The sequence below is a fragment of the Streptomyces sp. NPDC018019 genome, from assembly GCF_044327805.1.
In the GTDB taxonomy this organism is placed as follows: domain Bacteria; phylum Actinomycetota; class Actinomycetes; order Streptomycetales; family Streptomycetaceae; genus Streptomyces.
On record NZ_JBIRGD010000021.1, the window covers coordinates 60,797 to 81,388 of the forward strand.

The window sequence follows — 20,592 nt, forward strand, 5'->3', positions numbered from 1 at the left end:
TCCACGGTGAGCATCGACCCGTCCTCGATCCCGAATTTCGGGGGCCAGCCCGAACCGCAGCCGTCGGGGCCTGATGGTCCCGTCCTGCCCGACCAGGACCTGGTCAAGCAGCTCCTCGACCAGATGGAGCTGAAGTACGTAGTCGACGACGAGGGTGACCTCGCCGCCCCGTGGGAGCAGTTCCGCACGTACTTCATGTTCCGCGGCGAGGAGGAGCAGCAGATCTTCTCCGTCCGTACGTTCTACGACCGCCCGCACGGCATCGACGACAAGCCGAAGCTGCTGGAGGCGATCGACGACTGGAACCGCCGGACGCTGTGGCCCAAGGCGTACACCCACACCCACGACGACGGCACGGTCCGCCTGATCGGCGAGGCGTCGATGCTGATCGGCACCGGCGTCGCGCTTGAGCACTTCGTGTCGAGCACGGTCAGCTGGGTCCGCGCGTCGATCGAGTTCGACAAGTGGATCGTCGAGCAGCTCGGCCTGGAGGCCGACATCGAGGGTGACGGCGACGCGAAGCCGGGTGACGAGGAGGCGTAGCCTCCGCGCCGCCGCAGGCCGTGCGCCGCAGGCACCGGCGGGCCCCGGAGCGATCCGCTCCGGGGCCCGCCGCCGTTCCCGGGCGGGCTCACAGCGGCTCGGGCGCCATGGTCAGCAGGTACAGGCCGTAGCCGAGGGAGAGCACGGCCAGCGAGCCCGTCGCCAGCACGACGGTGCGCGGCCGGGCGCGGGCCAGCGCGACCGCCGCCGGGAGGAGCAGCGGGAAGGCGGGCAGCAGGAAGCGCGGCTTGGACGGGAAGTAACCGGTGCCGCCGAGCGCGATCGCCACCAGTACGGCGGCGTAGACGAGCAGCGGCAACGGCGGCCGGTCCAGCACCAGGAGCACGAGGAGCAGCAACGCCGCGGCGATCACCGCCGCCGCCATGGGCTGCACCAGCGCCCCGTCGTGCAGGAACAGCCGCTTCACGGACCGCAGGGTGTCCCGGCCGAAGTCGAAGCGGGAGCCCCAGATCTCCTGCACCTGGAAGTAGCCGCGCGGCCCGGCGCCGGTGCGGGCGCCCACCCACAGGACGTAGGCGAGCCAGCCCGTGGGGGCGATCAGGGCCGCTGCCCAGTAGTGCCGGAGGGGGCGTCCCTGCCGCGGTCCGGGGCCGTCCCGGTCGCGCCCGCGCCGCCAGGTCCGTACGGCCGCCGCCGCCATCACCGCCGCGGCGACCGCGAGGCCGTTCGGCCGGGCCAGACCGGCCAGGACCGCCAGCGCCCCGGCCCACAGCGGGCGGTCGGTGAGCAGCGCGTACAGCGCCCAGGCGGCCAGCGCGGTGAGCAGCGGTTCCGTGTAGCTCAGCGACTCGATGACGGCGTGCGGGACCAGGGCCCACAGCGCCACGAGGAACGTGCCGGCGCGCCGCCCGTACAGGTGCGCGCCGACCGCGAAGATCCCCCAGGCGGCCACGGCGGCGGCCGTCCACGCGAGCAGCAGCCCGGCGTTGAGCGCGCCGCCCGGCACGACGGCGGACAGACCGCGGATCAGCGCCGGGTACAGGGGGAAGAAGGCCAGGTCGGCGAGGGGTTCCGGGGGCCACATGTGGTGGGGTGTCGGGGAGCCGTAGCCGTACCGGGCCACGCTCAGGTACCAGTTCGAGTCCCAGGTGGCGCCGAGCAGATTGCGCGGGTGGCGGCCGGTGCGCCAGGCCCACAGGGCCGTGCACAGGGCGCCCGCGAGGCGGATGGCCGCGAAGAGCGCGAGGGCCGGCGCCGCGCGGCGCAGCGCGGCCCGGACGTGGACGCGTACGGAGCCGGGCCGTGGCGCGGCGGCTGCGGTGTCGACGGTCTCGGCGGACACGAAACACCTCCGGTACGCGCGGCGGCCCCACACCGGGCCCAGGCGCCCGGCGCACCCCGACACCACGACTCTCGGTGCCGCCCGCCCGCCACGCGACCCCTGTAGGCCGGCCGGGTGGTGCACAGGGGCGCGCGGGGCCGGGTCCGCTCAGAGGCCGCGGAGGCGGTCGACCGCTTCCCGGAGGACCTTCTCCTGCTTGCAGAAGGCGAACCGGACGTACGGGGCGCCCTGGTCCTGGTGGTCGTAGAAGACGGCGTTGGGGATGGCCACGACGCCGGCGCGCTCCGGGAGGGCGCGGCAGAAGGCGAAGCCGTCCTCCTCGCCGAGGGGGCGGATGTCGGTGGTGACGAAGTACGTGCCGGACGGGCGGAAGACGCGGAAACCGGCGGCGGCGAGGCCGTCGGCCAGCAGGTCGCGCTTGGCGCGCAGATCGTCCCGCAGCCCGGTGTAGTAGCTGTCCGGCAGCGCCAGCGCCTCGGCGACCGCGTACTGGAACGGCCCCGCGGAGACGTAGGTGAGGAACTGCTTGGCGGAGCGGACGGCGCCGATCAGCTCCGGGGACGCGGTGACCCAGCCGACCTTCCAGCCGGTGAAGGAGAAGGTCTTGCCGGCCGAGCCGATGGTGACGGTGCGCTCGCGCATGCCGGGCAGGGACGCCAGCGGGATGTGCTCGCCCTCGAAGACGAGGTGTTCGTAGACCTCGTCGGTGATGACCAGCAGGTCGCGCTCGCAGGCGAGGCGGGCGATCTCGGTGAGTTCGGCGCGGTCGAGGACGGTGCCGGTGGGGTTGTGGGGGGTGTTGAGGAGGATGAGGCGGGTGCGGTCGGTGATGGCGTCGCGCAGCTCGTCGAGGTCGAGGGCGTATGTGCCGTCCTCGGCGGACGGGCGCAGCGTCACCGGGACGCGGGTGCCGCCCGCCATCGCGATGCACGCGGCGTAGGAGTCGTAGTACGGCTCCAGCGCGATCACCTCGTCACCGGGCTCCAGGAGGGCGAGCAGCGAGGCGGCGATGGCCTCGGTGGCGCCCGCGGTGACCAGGACCTCGGTGTCGGGGTCGGGGGCGATGCCGAGGTGGCCGTAGAAGCGGTGCTGGTGCGCGGCGACGGCGGCGCGCAGTTCGGGGACGCCGGGGCCGGGCGGGTACTGGTTGCCGCGGCCGTCGCGCAGTGCGCGGACCGCCGCCTCCCTGACCTCCTCGGGCCCGTCGGTGTCGGGGAAGCCCTGTCCCAGGTTGATCGATCCGGTGCGTACGGCGAGCGCGGACATCTCGGCGAAGATCGTCGTACCGAACTCGGCGAGGCGGCGGTTGAGCAGCGGTCGTGACATGTCCGCCATCCTCCGTCGAACCTCTGGACTTCCTCAACTGTGCTTTGCCGCCGGTGCGGTCAGGGCATGAGAGCCGCACCGACGGCACGTCGCGGTGCGGGCCGTCCGGCGGGCGGACCGGACGCACCGGTACCCGCCGGATCGCACCGGAGTGGATCAGCGCGGAACGGAGAGGGATTCAGGGACATGTACGACGGGCTCCGGGCCGGCCGGGTACGGGCGGTGCCGGAGCGGGTGCCTCGCTTCGGGGGACGGAAAGGAGTGTGGGGCAATGATGGGTTTCATGGTCTTCCTGGTGATCTGCGGGGTGGTCGCGGCGCTGGTGGCCGTCGCGGCGCAGAGCCGTGACGACGGACGCCGCAGCCTCCGCAAGGGCCGGCGGGACGGCACCGGCTGGTGGGTGGCCGGTGACCCGGGGCCGGGCGGCGGACATCACCACCATGGCCACTCCTGCGGCGGGCTCTCCTCCTGCGGCAGCGGGCACTCCTCCTGCGGGGGCGGCGGGGGCGGGCACTCGTCCTCGTCCTGCGGTGGCGGCGGAGGGGGCTGCGGCGGCGGTTCCTGACGCGTTGCTGCCCCGTACACATGCAGGCGGACCATTCATCTCCGCATATGCGCCGGGTGGGGCCAACGCCCGCTGGACGGTGGGCTGTTGAACAACTGAACTGAGTGGCCCTCTGAGGGATGGAAACCCTACGAAGATGGGTAAAAACGCTGTGGGCCCCGCTCTTTTCATGATTCCCTCTCCTTAGAGAATCCCAGTTCTCGGACCCCACGTGGGCACGAGCCGGCAGACAGACACCACCTGATCCCGTCTCCGGGGCAGGCCGGCCCACCATCCACTGCGTGCTTGCGGAGCCGACCCATGCTCACGACCCTGAAAACGGCTTACACCGACACCCGTGCCTCCGACCTGGCCTGGGCGCTGGGCAGGGAGCCGCTGCCGGCTCTCGCCGTGCTCGACCTGGAACTCGCCGACGTGCACGTCCAGTTGCGGCTGCTCGGGGCCTCCCACCAGGTGCTCCTGGAGGAGGAGCGCGGCACCTGCTCCGAGACGGTCGCCTGCATACCCGGCAGCAGCACCCCGCTCCCGCTGGGCGTGGCGAAACGCATCGGCGACTGGGAATACGAATTCGCCGCGCACGTCGAGACGCTCTCGCACGGCTCGTTCGCCGGGCGCGCGCAGGAACTGCTCGCCCTGGTCGCCGAACACCCCCACGGCCTTGCCGGAACGTTCCCGGGCTCGCCGCACGCGTTCACCGCGATGCTGGCGCAGCGCGAGGACGGGCAGGTGCGCTGGCGTACCTGGCACGCCTATCCGCAGGAGGGGCGTCTGGTCGCGACGCGCACGCGGGTGGGCGTCCGGATGACGGCGGCACTGTGACGGCCCGCCGCGCGCACCGGGCCCGGCCCGCCGGCTCGCGGGCCGGGCCGGGCGACTGGCTCACGGCCCGGGCCGGCGTGACGCACGTGCGCCAAGTCGCCGGTGTGGAACGCCCACTACGCTCGTGTGGGTGACGTAGGGCCACCCAGGCGTCACGTAGCGTTCACGACATGATCGACCCGCCAGATCCAGTCCACCGCGGTTCCCCCCTTCCGGCGGAGACCAGAGGTCCGGCGCGACTGCCCGTATCCGCCGGGGCCGGCCGGCTGCTCGTCCTGGCCACCGTCTTCGTCTGCGCCGCCTGCGGCATCGTCTACGAACTCGAACTGGTCGCCCTGGCCTCCTACCTGACCGGCGACTCGGTGACCCAGGCCTCCGTCGTGCTGTCCGTCATGGTGTTCGCGATGGGCGTCGGGTCGCTGCTCGCCAAGCGGCTGCGCTGCCGGGCGGCGGTCGGCTTCGGCGCGCTGGAGGCGGTCCTCGCGCTGGTCGGCGGCTTCTCCGCGATGGCGCTCTACGCCTGCTACGCCTGGTTCGGCCAGTCCCGTTCCGTCCTGGTCGCCTTCTCCCTGGCCATCGGCATGCTCATCGGCGCCGAAGTGCCGCTGCTGATGACCCTGATCCAGCGGGTCCGCCGCCAGGACGCGGGCGGCGCGGTGGCCGACCTGTTCGCCGCGGACTACGTCGGCGCCCTGGTCGGCGGCCTGGCCTTCCCGTTCCTGCTGCTGCCCGTCCTGGGCCAGGTCTCCGGCGCCCTGCTCACCGGTTCGGTCAACGCGGTGGCCGGGGGCGGGCTGGTGCTCTGGCTCTTCCGCAGCGACCTGTCCGTACGGTCCCGCTGGACGCTGATCGCCGCCAACGTCCTGGTCCTGACGCTGCTCGCCGCCGGGACGGTGCTGGTGGCCCCGTTCGAACGGGCCGCGCGGGACGCGGTGTACGGGTCGGCGGCGCGGGTCGCGGTCCGTACCGGCGTGCAGGAGGTGGTGATCACCGGCGGGACGGGCCCGGCCGCCACCGGCCGCACCGGCCGGGCGGGGGACACGGACCCGGCCGACTACCGGGGCAGTTCGGGCCGCGGCGCGGCCAAGCGGGAGCGGCCGGCGGGGGCCGGCGGGACGCCGGGGACGGCGGGCGGGCCGCTCGGGCTCTACCTGGACGGGCGGCTGCGGGCCAGCGCGGGCGACGAGTTCCCGTACCACGAAGGGCTGGTGCACCCGGCCATGTCCGGCGGCCCGCACCACCGGGTGCTGGTGCTGGGCGGCGGTGACGGGCTCGCCGCCCGCGAGGTGCTGCGCTATTCCGGCGTGCGGTCCGTGACGGTCGTCGAACTCGACCCGGGCGTGCTCCGGCTGGCCCGCACGGACCCGGGGCTGTCCGCGCTCAACCGGCACGCGCTGGACGACCCGCGGGTGCGGACGGTCACCGGCGATGCGTTCGAGTGGCTGCGGCGGGGCGGAGCGGCCCACGACGGCGGACCGTACGACGTGATCGTCGCCGACCTCCCGGACCCGTCCGGCACGGCCAGCACCAAGCTCTACTCCCAGGAGTTCTACGGCCTCGCGGCCCGCGCGCTGGCCGCGGACGGCCGGCTGGTGGTGCATGCCGGGGAGCCCGAGGTCCGGCCGCGCTCGTACTGGACGGTGGAGGCGACCGTACGAGCCGTGGGCCTGCGGACCGGCCCGTACTGGATCCCGGGGCGGCGCACCGGCCCGGACGGTGCGGCGGAACGCTCCTGCGCCCCGGTCCCGCACGGCGCCGGCCGCGCCGCCTGCGGCTGGGGCTTCGTCCTGGCCGCGCGCCGCACACCGTCACTGGACCTGGCGCCGGACGCCCCCGCGCTGCACTCGCTGACCCGCGACGGCCTGCGGGCCGCCGGCCGCGCCGCCCGCCACGACCGCATCGACGGCCTGCCGCCGTCCACCCTGATGCACCCGCGCCACCTGGACTGACATCCGGTGGGCCGGACGCCCGCGGACCCGGGCCGGACCGGTGGCGCGGAGAAAAATGGTGCCGGACCGGGCACGTGTGCCGGGAGGGCTGGGTAGGCTCCTTTGCCATGGAGCACGAGGTGTACGTTCCGTTTCCCGTCGAGACCGTGCGGCAGGCGCTGACCGAGCCGGAGCGCGTGGCGCGCTGCATCCCCGGGTGCCAACTCGACGCCGACGCGGACCCCGGCACCCCCGGCGGACGGCTGCGCCTGCGCATCGGCAGTTCCACGATCACCTACCGCGGCACGCTGACCGTCACCGCCCGCGACACCGGCACGGTCACCGTCGAGGCGAGCGGGATCGAGTCGCGCGGCGACGGCTCCGCCGAGCTGGCCCTGACCGTACGGCTCGCCACCGCGCCCGACGACACCGGCGCCACGGTCCTGAGCTGCACCGGCACGGTCACCAGCACCGGCCGTCTCGCGGAGGCCACCGACCAGGCCGCCGAGTCGGCCGGCCGCCGCGTCCTGGACCGCTTCGCGGCCAACCTCGCGGCGGACCTCACCGACAACCCGCCCGAGGAACGGGACGCCGACGTGCCGGCCGCGCCGCCCGCCGCCACCGGCGTCTTCGACTCCGAGGTCCCGCCCCCGTCGCTCGACCCGCTGGCCGACGACGACCAGGACGGTACGGCGCCCGCCGAGGCCGCGCACGCGCGCCGCACGATGATCGGCCGCAGTGCCGAGGAGGTCGACCACGCGCCGCCGCGCGGCCGGTACGCACCGGTCCCCGCCCCGCAGTCGGCCACCACCTCCGCCACCCTGCGCTGGGCGGCCCCCGCGGCGGCGCTCGCGCTGGCGTCTGCGGTCGTGGTGGGGCGGGTGCTGCGGCGACGGCGCTGAGCGGGGGCGGGCGGCCGGTCCGTGGCGGGCACTCGCCTGAGCTGCGCGCGACATCGCGCCTGCGCACCGCCGTACCGCGCGGGCACCCCGTTAGGGTCGGACCGTGAGTGACAACGACACGCGAAACGCCTCGCCGGGGCAGGTGCGACTGGCCGCCGGCGACACCGAACTGACCGTGGACCCGGCCAACGGCTGCCGGCTCGCGAGCCTGCGCATCGGCGGCACGGAAGTGCTGCGGCAGGGCGCCAAGTACGGCTCCTTCCCGATGGTGCCGTGGTGCGGCCGGATCAGGGACGGGCGCTTCCGCAACGGCGGCGAGGTCCACCAGATGCCGCTCAACTCCCCGCCGCACGCCATCCACGGCACCGGCCGGAACGTCGCCTGGAAGACGGCGCGCGCGGACGCCACCAGCGCCGTGTTCACCTACGACCTCCTCGACCCGGCCGCCGCGCCCTGGCCGTACCCGGGCCGCGTCACCCAACTGGTCGAGCTGGCCGAGGACGGCAGCTCCCTCACCCTGACCATGGGCGTCGAGGCGAGCGCCGACTCCTTCCCGGCCCAGGCCGGCTGGCACCCGTGGTTCCTGCGCCGGCTCGGTGAGGAAGGGCGGCAGAGCGAGGACGTACGGATCGGCTTCGCCGCCGCGTGGCAGGAGGAGCGGGGCGAGGACCACCTGCCCACCGGGCAGCGGATCGACCCGCGACCGGGCCCCTGGGACGACTGCTTCGGCATGCCGGACGGCGTGGACGTCACCCTCACCTGGCCGGGCCGGCTGGAGCTGAAGGTCACCAGCGGCGCCGAATGGGTGGTCGTCTACGACGAGCAGGAGGCGGCGGTGTGCGTGGAGCCGCAGTCCGGCCCGCCGAACGGGCTCAACACCGCGCCGCGCCTGGTCACGCCCATCGAACCGCTGGAGATCTCCACCACGTGGTCCTGGCGCGCCCTGTCCTGACCGCCGGTGGCCCCCGGCCCCACCGGTGTCCGGCCGGGGCCCGGGCCACGTTCTAAGCTCGTGCGCATGACTGACGACGTACGCGGCGATCTGCTGCGGCAGATCAAGGACAAGGCCGTGGTGCACGGCAAGGTGACGCTCTCCTCCGGCAAGGAAGCCGATTACTACATCGACCTGCGCCGGATCACCCTCGACGGCGCGGCCGCGCCCCTCGTCGGGCAGCTGATGCTGGACATCACCGCCGACCTGGACTACGACGCGGTCGGCGGGCTCACACTCGGTGCCGACCCGGTCGCGACCTCGATGCTGCACGCCGCCGCGGCGCGCGGCCGGCGGCTGGACGCGTTCGTCGTCCGCAAGGCGCAGAAGACGCACGGGATGCAGCGGCGGATCGAGGGCCCGGACATCAAGGGCCGTCGGGTCCTGGTGGTCGAGGACACCTCCACCACCGGCGGCTCGCCGCTGACCGCCGTCGAGGCGGCGCGTGAGGCGGGTGCGGAGGTGGTCGCGGTCGCCACGATCGTGGATCGCGGGGCGGAGTCGGCCATCGCCGATGCGGGGCTGACGTACATCACCGGGTACCAGCTGGGCGATCTTGGCCTTGCCTGACGGTGCGCCGCGCTGACCAGCGGTTATCGCAAACGGGTGGTTGGTTTCACGTGAAACCGGCCACCCCTTTGCGTGCGGGTGGCGTGTACGGGATGTGGAGCAAACGGCCGAGTCTGGGAAGATGAGCTACGGCGATGTCGTCGCCCCCTGGTCAGGGCCCAGAACGCACACCCGCACATCACAAGGAGCGGACAGATGCCCATCGCAACTCCCGAGGTCTACAACGAGATGCTGGACCGGGCGAAGGCAGGCAAGTTCGCCTACCCGGCCATCAACGTGACCTCGACGCAGACTCTGCACGCAGCGCTGCGTGGTTTCGCCGAGGCCGAGAGCGACGGCATCGTCCAGATTTCCACCGGCGGCGCGGAGTTCCTGGGCGGCCAGCACAACAAGGACATGGTGACCGGCGCGGTGGCGCTGGCGGAGTTCGCGCACATCGTCGCCGAGAAGTACGACGTCAACGTCGCGCTGCACACCGACCACTGCCCGAAGGACAAGCTGGACGGCTACGTCCGTCCGCTGCTGGCCATCTCCGAGCAGCGGGTGGCCAAGGGCCAGAACCCGCTGTTCCAGTCCCACATGTGGGACGGCTCCGCGGAGACGCTCGCGGACAACCTGACCATCGCCCAGGAGCTGCTGGCCCAGGCCGCCGCCGCGAAGATCATCCTTGAGGTCGAGATCACCCCGACCGGTGGCGAGGAGGACGGCGTCAGCCACGAGATCAACGACGAGCTGTACACCACCGTCGACGACGCGCTGCGGACGGCTGAGGCGCTGGGCCTGGGCGAGAAGGGCCGCTACCTGCTGGCCGCCTCGTTCGGCAACGTGCACGGCGTCTACAAGCCGGGCAACGTGGTGCTCCGCCCCGAGCTCCTCAAGGACCTCCAGGAGGGCGTGGCCGGCAAGTACGGCAAGCAGTCCCCCTTCGACTTCGTCTTCCACGGCGGCTCCGGCTCCACGGCGGAGGAGATCGCCACGGCGCTGGAGAACGGCGTCGTGAAGATGAACCTGGACACGGACACGCAGTACGCGTTCACGCGGCCGATCGCGGACCACATGTTCTGCAACTACGACGGCGTCCTGAAGGTCGACGGCGACGTCGGCAACAAGAAGACCTACGACCCGCGCAGCTGGGGCAAGCTGGCCGAGGCCGGCATGGCCAAGCGCGTCACGGAAGCCTGCGCGAACCTCCGCTCCACCGGCACCAAGATCAAGTAACCGGCGCCACCAGGGCCCCGCGTTCAGCCTGAACGCGGGGCCGTTCGCGTTTCGCCTCCGGCGGGGTGGGCGGGACAAACGGCGCGCCCTGGTGGGGGTGCGCCGTTCGCCTCCGGCGGGGGCGGGGCTGTGAAGCTCGCCTGGTGGGGGTGCGCCGTTCGCCTCCGGCAGGGGCGGGCCTGTAAAGCTCGCCCGGTGGGTGTGCAGCTTTTCGCTTCAGGTCCGGTGGGTGGGGGCTCGGGGCCCCTCCGGGGTCTCTCCTCGGCGCCGTTGAGCCCGCGCGGGCGTAATACGTAACCTAGTCGCCCGGTCGTCCTGCGGGGAGACCCCGGAGTGTCCCCGAGCCCGCGCCGTAGGCGACTTTCCCGCCGTCGTGGCGAGGCACTGACACCACGGGCGTCACTCTGCTCCGCGCGGAGTGGGCCCCGGCCGGCGCATACGCGTACGCGAGCCCCGCCATCTGGTGGGCGCCCGCCCCGGTCACCGTTCTTTTCCACCCCCACCGGGTCGAGCACGCCCAACGACCGGAGGGGGCGTGCAGGGGGCCATCCCCGCAGGACGACCGGGCGACTAGGTTGCCGAATACCCCCGCCAGGGCTCAACGGCGCCGTGGGGGTCCCCCCGGCCGAAGGCTGGGGGAGAGATGGCCCCCTGCACGCCCCCGCACCACAACGAAACCACATGCGAACCACGCGCAGCGCGAAGGCCCACACCCCCACCCGCCGCGACAGCGGCATGCGCAGCGCGAACGGTCCGGGCCCTCCGAGGTCCCAACATCGACTGCCGTCGGGAATCTGCGGCTGCCCCCGGGAACCCTTGGCAAACTGATAGGCATGGCCATTCACGAAAACCTCCTCGGGGGACCGCCCCCGACCGAACTGCCCGACGACCCCGAGCCCCGCGAGCTCCTCGCTTCGGGGGCCGCGCCGGCGGATGTCGCGGCGAAGTATCCGACGTCCTCGCTGGCCTGGGCGCAGCTTGCCGATGACGCGTTCCAGGCGGGGCGTACGGTCGAGTCCTACGCGTACGCCCGTACCGGCTATCACCGGGGGCTGGACGCCCTGCGCCGGGCCGGGTGGAAGGGGCACGGGCCGGTGCCGTTCGAGCACGAGCCCAACCGGGGTTTCCTGCGGGCTCTGCACGCGCTCGCCCGGGCCGCACAGGCGATCGGTGAGCAGGAGGAGTACGAGCGCTGCACGACGTTCTTGCGGGAGTCGTCGCCGACCGCGGCGGACACCCTTTCGTAAGGCGCTGAACTGCGCTTCCGGCTGAGGGCCGGAGAAGACAGCGGGCCGGTCGCGCATGCGCGACCGGCCCTTCGCGCACGGCCGGCGGCCTCTTGCGCGCCTTCCGCGGAGCACGGATGATGCCAATGGGCCGGGAGAGTCCGTGCCCGAGGGGACCGGGGCTCCGTTTGCCGACGGGAAGGAGCGGACCGCTACCCGGAAGCCAGCACATCGAGGAGTTCCTCATGTCGCAGCAGTCCGCCCCGCAGGGAGAGCCGGCGCAGCCGGAGGCCGGCCCGCGGCGGCCCGATCTGAGCATCGGGAGCACGGGCACGACGCCGTACGAGGACTATGTCCACGCGGACGTGCTCACCCACCTCCAGCACCCGCTGTCCGACGACCCGGGCGAGATGGCGTTCCTGGTCACGACGCAGGTGATGGAGCTGTGGTTCACCGTCATCGTCCACGAGTGGCACACCGCGGCGCAGGCGCTGCGCCGGGACGATCTGCTGGTGGCGATGGAGGCGCTGGAGCGTTCGACGCATCAGCTGGAGGCGCTCAACGCGGCGTGGAAGCCGTTGGCCCGGTTGACTCCCGCGCAGTTCAACGCGTTCCGGGGGGCCCTGGGCGAGGGGTCGGGGTTCCAGTCGGCGATGTACCGGCGGCTGGAGTTCCTGCTGGGCGAGAAGTCGGCGTCGATGCTGGTGCCGCACCGTGGGGCGCCGCGTGAGTACGCGGAGCTGGAGAAGGCGTTGCAGGAGCCGAGCCTGTGGGACGAGGTGCTGCGGCTGCTGGCGCGCCGGGGGTATGCGATTCCGGGCGAGGTGCTGGACCGCGAGGTGACGGCGCGGTACGAGCCGGACGCGCGGGTCGAGGCCGTGTGGGCCGAGGTGTACGCGGGGCCGCGCGACGGTGAGCTGGTGCGGCTCGGCGAGGCGTTGACGGATGTCGCGGAGCTGGTGTGGCGCTGGCGCAACGACCACTTGGTGGCGACACGGCGGGCGATGGGAGCCAAGATGGGTACCGGCGGTTCGGCGGGTGTGGCCTGGCTGGAGAAACGGGCCAGCAAGAACGTTTTTCCGGAGCTGTGGACGGCGCGCAGCCATGTCTGAGCACGCGGAGCGCGCCGCGGCGCTGGACGAGGAGGACGAACTCCGCCCGGTACGGGAGAGGTTCGTCCTGGACGACTGCGTGTATCTGGACGGGAACTCGCTGGGGGCGCTGCCCCGTCACGTTCCCGGCCGGGTCGCCGAGGTCATCACCCGCGAGTGGGGCGAGTTGCGCATTCGCTCCTGGGAAGAGGCGGGCTGGTGGACCGCGCCGGAGCGGGTCGGCGACCGGATCGCCCCGCTGCTGGGCGCCGCGCCGGGACAGGTGGTGGCCGGCGACTCGACCAGCGTCAACGTCTTCAAGGCGGTGGTCGGCGCGGTACGGATGGCCGGCGGGGGCCGGGACGAGATCCTGGCGGACGAGGCGTCGTTCCCGACCGACGGCTACATCGCGGAGTCCGCCGCGCGGATGACGGGCTGCACGCTGCGCGCCCTGCCGGCCGAGCGGATTCCCGCCGAGGCCGGCCCGCGTACCGCGCTCGCGCTGGTCAACCACGTCGACTACCGCACCGGGCGGCTCAACGACCTGCCCGGTATCACCGCCGCGCTGCACGAGGCCGGGGCGGCGGCGGTCTGGGACCTGTGCCACAGCGCGGGCGCCCTGCCGGTCCGGCTGGACGCGCACGGCGTGGACTTCGCGGTGGGCTGCACGTACAAGTACCTCAACGGCGGGCCGGGCGCGCCCGCGTACCTGTATGTGCGCGAGGAGCTCCAGGCTTGCTTCGACTCGCCGCTGCCCGGCTGGAACTCACATGCCGTGCCCTTCAGCATGGACGTCGCGTTCGCCCCGGCCGACGGCATCACCCGCGGCCGTGTGGGCACCCCGGACATTCTGTCGATGCTCGCTCTGGAAGCGGCCCTGGACGTCTGGGACGGCGTACGCATCGAGGCCGTACGGGCCAAGAGCCTCGCGCTCGGCGACTTCTTCCTGGAGTGCGTGGACCCGTACATACGGCAGGGGCGGGTGCGCTGTGTCACGCCGTCCGAGCACCGGCTGCGCGGCAGCCAGATCGCGCTGGCCTGCGCGGACGCGGGCAAGGTGATGGCGGAACTGATCGCGCGCGGAGTGATCGGGGACTTCCGCCACCCCGATGTGCTGCGCTTTGGGCTCACGCCGCTCTACACGTCGTTCGCGGACGTGGCGCGCGCCGCGCAGGTGCTGGGCGAGGTCCTGGAGTGAGCGGTCAGGGCGCCGGGGACGAGGAGGCGGAGCTGCTGGCCCGCGCGCCCGCGGCGCCCGACGCGACTCTGGTGTACGGGCCGCATCCGGACCAGGTGATCGACCTGTACGGGCCGGGGGCCGAAGGGCCGGTGGTGCTGTTGCTGCACGGCGGGTTCTGGCGCGCGGCGTACGACCGCAGCCACCTGTCGCCGCTCGCGGCGGAGCTGGCCCGGCACGGGCTGCCGGTCGCGCTGGCCGAGTACCGGCGGGTGGGCGCGGGCGGCGGCTGGCCGCACACGTACGAGGACGTGACGGACGCGGTGGCCGCCCTGGAGCGGCCCGTGGTGGCCGTGGGGCATTCGGCGGGCGGGCATCTCGCGCTGCTCCTGGCGGACCGCCGCGGCCCGGACGCGCCGCGGCGGATCGTCGCCGTGGCGCCCGTCGCCGACCTCGCGCACGCCCACACGCTGAAACTGAGCGACGGCGCGGTGACGGAGTTCGTGGGCGAAGGGCCCGGCCTCCCGGACCGGCTCGCCGCGGCGGACCCCGTGCGGCGGCTGCCGGGAACGGTGCCCGTGACGATTCTGCACGGCACCGCCGACCCCGAGGTGCCCGTGGAGCTGTCCCGGCGCTACGCACGGGCCGCGCGGGCCGCCGGCGGCACCCGGCCGGAGCTGCGCGAGCAGGCCGGAACGGGGCACTATGCGCCGGTCACCCCCGGCACCGCCGCCTTCCGCGTCCTCCTCGCCACCCTGCGTAGTACTTGAGGAGGAGGCCCGCAGATCCGCTCAGGAGGGGACGCCCGCGGGTCGCCCGCTGCTTACGGTGGTGAGCGTGAACCAGACGACCCACACGCAGCGCGACGACCTGCGCTCGGAAGCCCGACTCGTCCGCGGGGCGCTGAACCGGCTGCGCCAGGACCTGATCGTGGACGCCTTCGCCTTCCGCCCGATGCTGCCCCTGGACGACGCGCGGGTGTCCGGCTGGTCGTGGGCTCCCCAGCGGCTGCGGCGCCATGTGCGCTGGGCCCCGCACTTCGTGCTCGTGGGCATCGCCGCCGTCGTGTTCCTCGGGGCCACGAGCGTGCTGGCCCGGTCCGGCCCGCTGTCCTTCCTCTTCACGGTGGTCTCCAGCTTCCTGCTCGCCGCGCCGCTCGCGCTGACGCTCTTCCGCCCGGTCGGCGCGTTCTGGCTGTCGGGCGCGGCGCTGTTCTTCGCGATGCTGGTGTACGCCGTCACCGGGTCCGGGTCCGCCGGGTACGAGGTCGGCGCCCTCACCCACATCGCCGTGATGGCCCTGGTCGTGCTCCGCACCCGGCCCCGGCTGGCCGCCGAGATGTGGCTGGTCACCATGGTCGCGGGCGGTGTCATGGTGCTGCTCGTGCCGCGGCGGGTCTCGGACGTGGCGGCGTACGCGGTGCTCGCGGTGATCATGCTGGTCCCCGCCGCCGCGATCCGCGCCTGGCGCGAGGAGCGGCAGCAGGTGGTCGAGACGCAGACCGCCACCGCCGAGGAGCGCTCGCGGCGCACGCTGCTGGAGGAGCGCGCCCTGATCGCCCGCGAACTGCACGACGTGGTCGCGCACCACATGTCCGTCATCGCCATCCAGGCCGAGGCCGCCCCGTACCGCGTCAAGGACACGCCGCCCGAGCTGGCCACCTCCTTCTCGACCATCCGGGAGAACGCGGTGGCCGCGCTGACCGAGCTGCGCCGCATCCTCGGCGTCGTACGGTCCGAGGACCCGGACGCCTTCGCCGACGCCGACCCCGAGGCGCCGCAGCCGACCCTGGCCAGCCTCGATGCGCTGCTGGAGAGCGTGCGCAGCGCCGGGCTGGTCGTCGAGGCCGTGATCACCGGCGCGCCGCGGCCGCTGCCGCAGGGCGTCGAGCTGTCCGCGTACCGCATCGTCCAGGAGGCGCTGAGCAACACCCTGCGGCACGCGCCGGGCGCCGAGGCGCGGGTGGAGATCTCGTACGTGCTCGGCGGGCTGGGACTGCGTATCGTCAACGGCAGGGCGAGCCGCCTGGCCAAACCGTCGCCGGGGGCCGGACACGGCGTACTGGGAATGCGGGAACGGGTGCAGATGCTGGGCGGGGAGATGACGGCCGACCACACCGAGGAGGGCGGGTTCGAGGTCGCCGCCTTCATCCCGGTGTCGACGGCGCCGGGCGCGGCGGAGGGGAAGACGGCGTGATCCGGGTACTGATCGTGGACGACCAGGTCATGGTCCGTGAGGGCTTCTCGGTGCTGCTGGGCGCGATGCCGGACATCGAGGTGATCGGCGAGGCCGTGGACGGGCGGCAGGCGGTGGCCAAGGTCGCCGAGCTCCGTCCGGACGTGGTGCTGATGGACATCCGGATGCCCGAGATGAACGGGCTGGAGGCGACCCGCGAGATCGTCGCCGCGGACGCGGACGCCAAGGTGCTGGTGCTGACCACCTTCGACCTGGACGAGTACGTGTACCAGGCGCTGCGGTCCGGGGCCAGCGGCTTCCTGCTCAAGGACGCCTCGGCGGGTCAGCTCGCGGAAGGCGTGCGGATCGTGGCGAACGGTGAGGCGCTGCTCGCGCCGGCCGTCACCAAGCGGCTGATCTCGGAGTTCTCCAAGCTCGGTACGCCGCGCCCGCCGACGCAGGAGCGCGTCGGCGACCTCACCGAGCGGGAGACCGAGGTCCTGGTGCTGGTGGCCCAGGGGCTGTCCAACGGTGAGATCGCCGAGCATCTGGTCGTGGCCGAGTCGACGGTGAAGACGCACGTCAGCCGGATTCTGGTGAAGCTGGGGCTGCGCGACCGCACCCAGGCGGCGGTCTTCGCGTACGAGGCCCGGCTGGTCACGCCGGGCGGCTGAGGGGCGGCGGGCCGGTCCGCCGGGTCACAGCCGGGCGATGTCGGACTTGGCCCGCAGCAGGGTGTCGCGGGTGATCACGACGATCCTTTCGTAGTCGGCCCGGCTCGCGTCGCCCGGCAGCTTCGCGTCCAGGTCGGCCGTCATGTCGGTGCCGATGACGGCGAAGCGTCCGTCGCTCAGCTCGAAGAGGTCCGGGCAGCTGCCGTTGCCCATGCTGCCGCGCTCCTGGGGAGTGGCGCCCAACCGTCGAGAGATATCGAGTGCTGTCATCGGGCCGGAATACCCCGGTGGTACGCGGCAGCGCGAGCCGAATTGCGGAAGTTTTTCTTTTCGGTGCAGGCCGTTACACCTGTGAGCGTCTTATTGCTCGGTGTGTTGACCTTCGATCAAACGCAGATTCGGTGTGTGGGGTGCCTGTGCGTTCGTCTGGGTCAGTGCTTCGTCGACGAGGGCGGCGAAGCGGCGCTCGTGCGAATCGGGGTCCATTTCGGCGCGCATGAAGCGGGCCGATTCCCAGTAGCCGCGGAAAGCCGGCGAGGTGACGATGTAGCGCAGGTGGCCGAGGGCCTCCCGGTCGCTCAGCATGTCCAGCTTGTGCGCGAGCATGCTGTGGCAGTAGATCAGATTCGCGTACAGATACTGCCGGTTCTCCTTCTTCGACAGGCCCGGGGCGAACTCGGGCCATACCTCGGCCAGCTCCGGATCGGCGATGCTCATCTTGAGCAGGTCCATGTGCAGGCGCCGCAGGCCGGCCTCGGCGCTGCGGTGCAGTTCGCCCGCCGACCGGCGCATCTCGTCGCGCTGCAACTCCAATTCGGCCCGTTGCAGCCGCATCTCGGCGCGCTGCAGTTCCAGTTCCTGGCGTTGCAGCGAGGTCTCGTCCCGCTGAAGCCGCAGCGTCCTCGCCATGTAGAACAACACCAGTACGGCAGTGGAGGAAGCCGCGGCGCCATAAGCCTGGCCCGCGTTGCCACTTCCCGGGGTACGCAGTCCGGGCACCATCGTCATGACCAGGCTGAACAGCACACAGGCCGCTCCGGCCGCCAGGACGACCCCCAGATTCCGCAGTACCCAGATCGCTGTGCGTGGTCCCATTCCGTTCACGGACACCTCCGCCCGCCCTTGGGCATGAAACCGCGGCGTGCCGGTGCTTTCCGCGCCGCCATCGCCGCTCGCCGGGTTTGTGCCCCGCCGCAAACGCGGACAACCGCGTCCCGTGGCGTGGTGCGGAGCACAGGGGCGCGGAATGCCCCACTCCCGCTCCACTGGTCTTTCCGGGGCGCTCACGGATCAGCGGTGGCGGTATGAGGTCTCTACCAGTTGGAGCGGATCGGGAGCGCGGGCGCCGGACCGGCGTACGCCCCCGGACGGGAATCGCTCCCGCCGTACGGCACATCAGGCGTACGGGGAGTGCGGCGCCGGAGTCCGCCGCGGCTCCGGCGCCGCGCGTGAGGCGGGCCGCCCGGGTCAGCCGATGTCCCGGCGGCGCAGCGCTGCCAGGCCCGCCGCCACGCACACCGCCGTCAGGGCGAGCAGCCACAGGAACGGTGCCGCGGTGGCCTCGTCGCCCGGCAGCTTCGGGAGGTGGCCGAACGGCGACAGGTTCATCACCCACTGGGGGAGCCGGACGGCCGGGCCCACCCAGCCGATGCCGAGGCAGCCGCCGACCACGGCCCAGGTGACGGCCGCGGCCCTGGGCAGCGCGCCGACCAGCAGCACCGCCAGGCCGGTGAGCGTCCAGACCGCCGGGACCTGGGCGAGTGCCGCGCCCACCGCGGGGCCGAGCCGCCCGCCCACGTCACCGGCCGTCAGGCCGTACGTCAGGCCGAGGCCCAGGCCGCCCAGGAGCAGCACGACGGCCGTGCCGCCGAAGGCGACGGCCAGGTGACCGGCTGCCCAGCGCAGCCGGCCGACGGCGCCCGCCAGCACCGGCTCGGCACGGTCGCCGGTCTCCTCGCCGCGCAGCCGGAGCACCGCGCCCGCCGCGTAGATCGCCGCGACCATGCCGAGCATGCCGGTCAGGGCGGACACGAAGGCGTCGGACAGCCCCTGCTGCCCGCCCATCCGCTGGAATATCTCGCGGGTCTGCGCGTTGTCGCCGACCAGGTCGGACGCGCCGTCGACGATGCCGCCGAAGACGGCGCCGGCGAGCAGGAAGCCGGCCGACCAGCCGAACAGGGCGGTCCGCTGGAGCCGCCAGGCCAGGCCGGTGGGGCCGTTCAGGGAGGCGGGCGCGCGGGCCGGACCCGGCCGGGCGGGCAGGAAGCTCATGCCGAGGTCGCGGCGGGCGGTGAGCGCGTACGCGGCGCCGGCCGTGACGGCCGTACCGGCGAGGAAGAGCAGCAGGACCCACCAGCGCTCGCCGGCGAACGCGCGCAGGTGCTCGGCCCAGCCGATGGGCGAGGCCCAGGTCAGCGGGGAGGAGGCGTCCTCGGTGGCGGCGTCGCCCGCGGCCCGCAGGACGAAGGCCGCGCCCAGTACGGCCCCGGCCAGCCCCTTGGCGGCCCGCGCGCTCTCGGTGAGCTGGGCGGTGACCGCGGCCAGTCCCGCGAAGACCAGGCCGGTGCCGCCGACGGCGAGGCCGAGGGCGAGCGAGCCGCCCGCCGGCTGCCCCGCACCGGCCAGTCCGGCGGTGATGAGCAGGGCCAGCGCGGCATCGGCGGTGAGCGCGGCGAGCAGGGCGGCGGTGAGCGGGGCGCGCCGGCCGACCATGGCCGCGGAGAGCAGCTCCTGGCGGCCCGTCTCCTCCTCCTCGCGGGTGTGGCGCACGACGATCAGCAGGCTCATCACGCCGGCCAGCAGCGCGGCGATGCCGCCGATGCGCCAGGCGGTCAGGCCGCCGAGGGAGTCGCTGAACACCGGGCCGTAGACGGCGCGCAGCGAGCCGTTGCCGGTCATCGAACTGGCCACGTCCGCGCGCTTGGCGGGTGTGTCGTAGAGCGTTTCGAGGGCGCTGCTCATGCCGACGACGGTCAGCCCGAGCAGCACCACCCAGGCCGGGATCATCAGCCGGTCGCGGCGCAGGGCCAGGCGCAGCAGGGTGCCGGTGCCGGCCAGGTCGCGGGAGCCGCCGGTGCGGACGGCCGCGGGGAGCGGTACGGCGGTCATCGCAGGGCCGCCTTTCCGGGCGCCGGGGCGGCGGGCGCCGGGGCCTGGGCGCCCCGGGTGCCGTCCTGGTAGTGGCGCAGGAACAGTTCTTCCAGCGTCGGCGGGGTGCTGGTCAGGCTGCGGACCCCGGACCGGCTGAGCGAGCGCAGCACCGCGTCCAGCTTGTCGGTGTCCACCTGGAGGCGGACCCGGTGGCCCTGGATGCCGAGGTCGTGCACGCCGGGCAGGCGGGAGAGCCCGTCGGGCGCGCCGGCCAGTTCGGCGGTCACGCTCGTACGGGTCAGGTGCCGCAGGTCGGCGAGGGAGCCGGACTCGACGGTGCGGCCCTTGCGGATGATGCTGACGCGGTCGCACAGCGCCTCGACCTCGGACAGCACATGGCTGGAGAGCAGCACCGTACGGCCGCGGTCGCGCTCCTCGGCGACGCAGTCCTGGAAGACCTCCTCCATCAGCGGATCCAGCCCGGAGGTCGGCTCGTCGAGGATGAGCAGGTCCACGTCGGAGGCGAACGCGGCGACCAGGGCGACCTTCTGACGGTTGCCCTTGGAGTACGTCCGGCCCTTCTTGGCGGGGTCCAGCTCGAAGCGCTCCAGGAGATCGGCCCGGCGGGCCCGGTCCAGGCCGCCGCGCAGCCGCCCGTAGAGGTCGATGACCTCGCCACCGGAGAGGTTGCGCCACAGCGTGACGTCCCCGGGGACGTACGCGATCCGTCGGTGCAGGGCGACCGCGTCGCGCCACGGGTCCTTGCCCAGCAGCTGCGCGCCACCCCCGTCGGCGCGCAGCAGTCCGAGCAGGACGCGGAGGGTCGTGGACTTGCCCGCGCCGTTGGGGCCGAGGAAGCCGTGCACCTCACCCGCCTCGACGTCGAGGTCGAGACCGTCCAGCGCCTGGGTCCGGCCGAACGCCTTGCGGAGGCCGGACACCGTGATTGCCTTCGTCATGTTTCTGAAAGTACGCTGATTTCACAAACTTGTGA

The 20,592-nt window shown here is 73.2% G+C and carries 20 protein-coding genes; 14 read left to right on the forward strand and 6 right to left on the reverse strand.

Annotated features, from left to right (window positions below):
- Positions 1-6 precede the first annotated feature (6 nt).
- Positions 7-543: a YbjN domain-containing protein gene (locus ACH4FX_RS29705; protein ID WP_398484084.1), complete on the forward strand. Its 537-nt coding sequence runs from the start codon at positions 7-9 to the stop codon at positions 541-543.
- A gap of 88 nt (positions 544-631) precedes the next feature.
- On the opposite strand, the gene ACH4FX_RS29710 is transcribed toward ACH4FX_RS29705, so the two are convergent.
- Positions 632-1,846, reverse strand: coding sequence for a hypothetical protein (locus ACH4FX_RS29710; RefSeq protein WP_398484086.1), 1,215 nt, complete (start codon positions 1,844-1,846; stop codon positions 632-634).
- Positions 1,847-1,993: 147 nt separating this feature from the next.
- Positions 1,994-3,172 carry a pyridoxal phosphate-dependent aminotransferase gene (locus tag ACH4FX_RS29715; protein ID WP_398484088.1) on the reverse strand — a complete coding sequence of 393 codons (1,179 nt, stop codon included), beginning with the start codon at positions 3,170-3,172 and terminating at the stop codon, positions 1,994-1,996.
- 271 nt (positions 3,173-3,443) lie between these two features.
- Here ACH4FX_RS29715 and ACH4FX_RS29720 point away from each other — a divergent pair, with 271 nt between their 5' ends.
- The 13 genes from ACH4FX_RS29720 (at position 3,444) to ACH4FX_RS29780 (ending at position 16,508) form a co-directional block, all read left to right on the forward strand.
- Positions 3,444-3,737 carry a hypothetical protein gene (locus tag ACH4FX_RS29720; RefSeq protein WP_398484090.1) on the forward strand — a complete coding sequence of 98 codons (294 nt, stop codon included), beginning with the start codon at positions 3,444-3,446 and terminating at the stop codon, positions 3,735-3,737.
- Between the two features lie 300 nt (positions 3,738-4,037).
- Entirely contained in the window at positions 4,038-4,556 is a 519-nt protein-coding gene (locus tag ACH4FX_RS29725) for a DUF2617 family protein (protein WP_398484092.1), read from the forward strand.
- Between the two features lie 170 nt (positions 4,557-4,726).
- The gene (locus tag ACH4FX_RS29730; protein WP_398484094.1) at positions 4,727-6,505 is read left to right on the forward strand and encodes a spermidine synthase; all 1,779 of its coding nucleotides are present in this window, start codon (positions 4,727-4,729) and stop codon (positions 6,503-6,505) included.
- Positions 6,506-6,612: 107 nt separating this feature from the next.
- On the forward strand, positions 6,613-7,386 hold the full coding sequence (locus ACH4FX_RS29735; protein WP_398484095.1) for an SRPBCC domain-containing protein: 774 nt from the start codon (positions 6,613-6,615) through the stop codon (positions 7,384-7,386).
- Positions 7,387-7,489: 103 nt separating this feature from the next.
- Entirely contained in the window at positions 7,490-8,338 is an 849-nt protein-coding gene (locus ACH4FX_RS29740) for an aldose 1-epimerase (RefSeq protein ID WP_398484097.1), read from the forward strand.
- A 66-nt stretch (positions 8,339-8,404) separates the two neighbouring features.
- On the forward strand, positions 8,405-8,947 hold the full coding sequence (gene pyrE, locus ACH4FX_RS29745) for an orotate phosphoribosyltransferase (protein ID WP_398484099.1): 543 nt from the start codon (positions 8,405-8,407) through the stop codon (positions 8,945-8,947).
- 195 nt (positions 8,948-9,142) lie between these two features.
- Positions 9,143-10,165, forward strand: a complete 1,023-nt coding sequence (gene fbaA / locus ACH4FX_RS29750; protein WP_398484101.1) for a class II fructose-bisphosphate aldolase — start codon at positions 9,143-9,145, stop codon at positions 10,163-10,165.
- Between the two features lie 833 nt (positions 10,166-10,998).
- Positions 10,999-11,412 (forward strand): DUF3151 domain-containing protein, encoded by a 414-nt coding sequence (locus ACH4FX_RS29755; protein WP_398484103.1) that lies wholly within the window; start codon positions 10,999-11,001, stop codon positions 11,410-11,412.
- Positions 11,413-11,636: 224 nt separating this feature from the next.
- Positions 11,637-12,503, forward strand: a complete 867-nt coding sequence (locus ACH4FX_RS29760; protein ID WP_398484105.1) for a tryptophan 2,3-dioxygenase family protein — start codon at positions 11,637-11,639, stop codon at positions 12,501-12,503.
- Positions 12,496-13,680, forward strand: coding sequence for a kynureninase (gene kynU, locus ACH4FX_RS29765; RefSeq protein ID WP_398484107.1), 1,185 nt, complete (start codon positions 12,496-12,498; stop codon positions 13,678-13,680). The genes ACH4FX_RS29760 and kynU overlap by 8 nt, the downstream gene beginning before the upstream one ends.
- Positions 13,677-14,429, forward strand: coding sequence for an alpha/beta hydrolase family protein (locus ACH4FX_RS29770; RefSeq protein ID WP_398484109.1), 753 nt, complete (start codon positions 13,677-13,679; stop codon positions 14,427-14,429). Before kynU ends, ACH4FX_RS29770 begins: the two co-directional genes overlap by 4 nt.
- Before the next feature lie 67 nt (positions 14,430-14,496).
- Entirely contained in the window at positions 14,497-15,855 is a 1,359-nt protein-coding gene (locus tag ACH4FX_RS29775; RefSeq protein ID WP_398484111.1) for a sensor histidine kinase, read from the forward strand.
- The gene (locus tag ACH4FX_RS29780; protein ID WP_398484113.1) at positions 15,852-16,508 is read left to right on the forward strand and encodes a response regulator; all 657 of its coding nucleotides are present in this window, start codon (positions 15,852-15,854) and stop codon (positions 16,506-16,508) included. Before ACH4FX_RS29775 ends, ACH4FX_RS29780 begins: the two co-directional genes overlap by 4 nt.
- Positions 16,509-16,532: 24 nt before the next feature.
- Here ACH4FX_RS29780 and ACH4FX_RS29785 read toward each other — a convergent pair whose 3' ends face one another.
- The 4 genes from ACH4FX_RS29785 to ACH4FX_RS29800 all read right to left on the reverse strand — a co-directional run bounded on the left by ACH4FX_RS29785 (position 16,533) and on the right by ACH4FX_RS29800 (position 20,557).
- Positions 16,533-16,778: a hypothetical protein gene (locus ACH4FX_RS29785; RefSeq protein ID WP_398484114.1), complete on the reverse strand. Its 246-nt coding sequence runs from the start codon at positions 16,776-16,778 to the stop codon at positions 16,533-16,535.
- A 90-nt stretch (positions 16,779-16,868) separates the two neighbouring features.
- Positions 16,869-17,534 carry a DUF6082 family protein gene (locus ACH4FX_RS29790; RefSeq protein ID WP_398484116.1) on the reverse strand — a complete coding sequence of 222 codons (666 nt, stop codon included), beginning with the start codon at positions 17,532-17,534 and terminating at the stop codon, positions 16,869-16,871.
- Between the two features lie 441 nt (positions 17,535-17,975).
- Positions 17,976-19,616 carry an ABC transporter permease gene (locus tag ACH4FX_RS29795; RefSeq protein WP_398484118.1) on the reverse strand — a complete coding sequence of 547 codons (1,641 nt, stop codon included), beginning with the start codon at positions 19,614-19,616 and terminating at the stop codon, positions 17,976-17,978.
- On the reverse strand, positions 19,613-20,557 hold the full coding sequence (locus ACH4FX_RS29800) for an ATP-binding cassette domain-containing protein (RefSeq protein ID WP_398484120.1): 945 nt from the start codon (positions 20,555-20,557) through the stop codon (positions 19,613-19,615). The genes ACH4FX_RS29795 and ACH4FX_RS29800 overlap by 4 nt, the downstream gene beginning before the upstream one ends.
- Positions 20,558-20,592 lie beyond the last annotated feature (35 nt).